Source organism: Protofrankia sp. CiP1_Cm_nod3, assembly GCF_982290655.1.
Map to the genome: position 1 here is coordinate 1 of NZ_CEVIVD010000277.1, position 2,716 is coordinate 2,716.

General features: G+C 66.3%; 2 protein-coding genes, 1 tRNA gene and 1 pseudogene. 3 read left to right on the top strand and 1 reads right to left on the bottom strand.

Going from position 1 to position 2,716, the window contains the following annotated elements:
• Window positions 1-122: 122 nt before the first annotated feature.
• Window positions 123-692, top strand: a pseudogene (locus AC5LUJ_RS24200) (site-specific integrase); the annotation flags it as partial.
• A 147-nt stretch (window positions 693-839) separates the two neighbouring features.
• On the opposite strand, the gene AC5LUJ_RS24205 reads toward AC5LUJ_RS24200, so the two are convergent.
• Window positions 840-913: transfer RNA gene (locus AC5LUJ_RS24205), tRNA-Ile, on the bottom strand.
• Window positions 914-1,690: 777 nt separating this feature from the next.
• Between AC5LUJ_RS24205 and AC5LUJ_RS24210 the strand changes: the two genes are divergently transcribed.
• Both AC5LUJ_RS24210 and AC5LUJ_RS24215 read left to right on the top strand, forming a co-directional pair.
• Entirely contained in the window at window positions 1,691-2,017 is a 327-nt protein-coding gene (locus tag AC5LUJ_RS24210; RefSeq protein WP_250284040.1) for a type II toxin-antitoxin system RelE/ParE family toxin, read from the top strand.
• On the top strand, window positions 2,017-2,334 hold the full coding sequence (locus AC5LUJ_RS24215) for a helix-turn-helix transcriptional regulator (RefSeq protein ID WP_250284042.1): 318 nt from the start codon (window positions 2,017-2,019) through the stop codon (window positions 2,332-2,334). Before AC5LUJ_RS24210 ends, AC5LUJ_RS24215 begins: the two co-directional genes overlap by 1 nt.
• Window positions 2,335-2,716: the final 382 nt, after the last annotated feature.

Genomic DNA, 2,716 nt, shown 5'->3' on the forward strand with positions numbered 1-2,716 from the left:
GGCCCACGCTGCACAGCATCCACCGGACCGCACGTGCCCTTCTGTCAGTGCTCCGGAAACGCCGGTTGATCAAATTCAACCCGGCCAGTGACGTGGAACTGGCGCTGCCGCCCAACCCTGAAGTGCTCGCCTGGTCCGGGGCCCAACTCGGCCAGTTCCTCGACTACTGCGAAAGCCGGAACGATCCGTTGGCCGTGGCGTTCGCCGTGATGGCCTGCCTCGGCCTACGCCGCGGTGAACTGGTCGGACTCCGCTGGGAGTACATCGACCTTGCCAGCGGCACGGTCACGATCCCGTCGAAACCGGGAACGACGATCGTCACCGTGGGTGGGAAGGCACGCCCGTCGAAGCCGAAGACCCGGCAGTCGGCTCGGGCCGGTGCCCTCGACAAGGAGACGGCGGCGGCACTGCGCCGCTGGCACCGACGGCAGGCCGAGCAGAAACTCACCATGGGTCCGGGCTGGGCGGAGACGGGGTTGGTGTTCACGCAGGCGGACGGCACGGCGTGGCATCCGAACACGGTGTCGTCCCGGTTCGAGACGCTGTCACGGCATGTGGACCTGCCCGCGATTCCGCTGAAGAACTTGCGGCATTCCAGCGCGACCATCGGTCTGGAGTCGGGAGAGACCTTGAAGGAAGTGTCCGAACGACTCGGCCACAGCAACATCAACATCACGGCGACGACGTACACGAAGGTGACTCCGGCCCGGGCTGCGGAAGCTGCGGAGCGGCGCGCCGCGGCAGTTCCGCGGAAGGGTCGTGCACACCAGGGTGCACACCCACCGGTTGCGGGGGCCCCGCAGTGGCAGCCACCGAAGCAAAGGCGCAGGTCACGGGGGTGGGGCGGGTGGGACTCGAACCCACGACCGACGGATTATGAGTCCGCTGCTCTGACCGACTGAGCTACCGCCCCCTGATCGTCCCACCTTCCGGGCCAAGCCGTCCCGTCTAATGGAACACGCTTGCCCTGGATGGTGGGACGTGCTGACCGGCCGAGCATATCGCCGCCGTGCGACCAGAGGAGATCGTCGCGTCCGGACGAGGCCGTCGGTCTCTGGTAGTAGCTCGGACAAGTCGGACGACTACGGAAGAAGCAGGCAGCATAAGGCCGGATCGGGTCTTGGAACAGAGCCAGAGGTGTATCAAGACGGATCAGAGCCGAGTCGAAGCCCGGTCCGGCCATACCTGGTCAGAGCCGGTGGGGGCCAGAGCGGGCCGGTCGATGCCGGATCGAGATCACCGGGCGGGTCTGGTCATTAGGCCGGGTAGCGAGCGGCCGGACAGCGATTTCAGCGCCAGCAACCAAGATCGAAAGATTCGGATGCTGGCGCACAGGGTCCACCACGCTCCACATCTAGCCTTTGACCTGGGTAAATTGGCTGCAGCTATCAGCATGGAGTGGTCGGAGCTTGGCCGAATGGGCAGGTAGATGACCCGGTTTTCCGCTTGCCGTCCGATCACTGTCGAGCAGACGATCTTGCTGGCGGGCCTCGCCCCCGCAGACAGGTGATCGTCGATCTGCGTCGGGAACCTCGCCCGGCACCGGCGGATCGTCGGATGCGACCCGCGTGACGACCACGTCCGCCCTACGCGGCCAGGCGGGCGCGTGGGCGGCCTCACGACACTGACCGTGCCAGCAGGGGTTGAGGCCCCGGGGCAACGGTAATAACGTGGTCGTTATCATGATTGCATGCCCTGGGACGTCGTGGTCCACCCCGATGCAGCCGACGAGTTGGCCAAGCTCCCTGCCAACGAGCGCGCGGCGATCGACAACGCCCTCGACAAGCTGCGAGAACGCGGCACGGATCTACCGTTCCCACACACCAGTGCCGTCGTGGACGCCGACCACCTGTGGGAGCTACGTCCCCGAGGTGGCGACAGCCCGTGGCGGGCTTTCTACCGGCGGATGGGGGCAAGACTCGTCGTCGTTGGCGCCATCGGACACCACGACAAGCGGAAGTACAAGCGGGCAGTCGCCGTGGCCGTGGAACGGCTCAACGACCTGAAGGAGGACTGATGAAGCTGTCGGAGCTCAAGACTCTTGACCAGGTCATCGAAGAGCACCGCCAGGACCCGGAGTTCCGCGAGGAGTGGGACGCCCTGGCGTTCTCCCGGAAGGTCGCCAACCAGGTGATCGCATACCGGGTCGAACACGGTCTCACGCAGCGGGCCCTCGCCGAGCAGGTTGGCCTCAAGCAGCCCGCTGTCGCGCGCTTGGAGATCGCCGAGACGCAGCCACGGCTCGAAACGCTGGCGAAGCTCAGCAAGGCCACCGGTCTGACCTTTGACCTTCACGTCGCCAACGGAGCAGTCAAGATCGTTCAGGTCGCCTGAGGCTGGGCAAGCAAAGGAACGCTGACTGCTCGCCGGGTGCCATCACCCCGCCTGTGCGTCCACGAAGACCGGACGGGGTGGCGTTGGACGACGCGGGACGGCGGTGGAGGACCCGGCCCGCGCCCGACAGCGGCCGGTATGACGCGGGGGCCAGAAGCAGCCACGTCCTACCGGCGATCATCTCGTAAGCCAACGAGGCTGCTCGCGGCGAGATCGTGTCGGTCTACTCGACCCCCAACCTCGATCTTTCATGGATCGGCCGTGGTTGATCGCGGGCTGGGTTCCCAGCCTCTTCGATCTTGAGTTGTGCTCTTCGGCCGGTTTGGGTGGTGGCCGGTTGCCCCGCTGTCGCGTGGGGTGGGCGCCTGGTCCACGTCCGGGG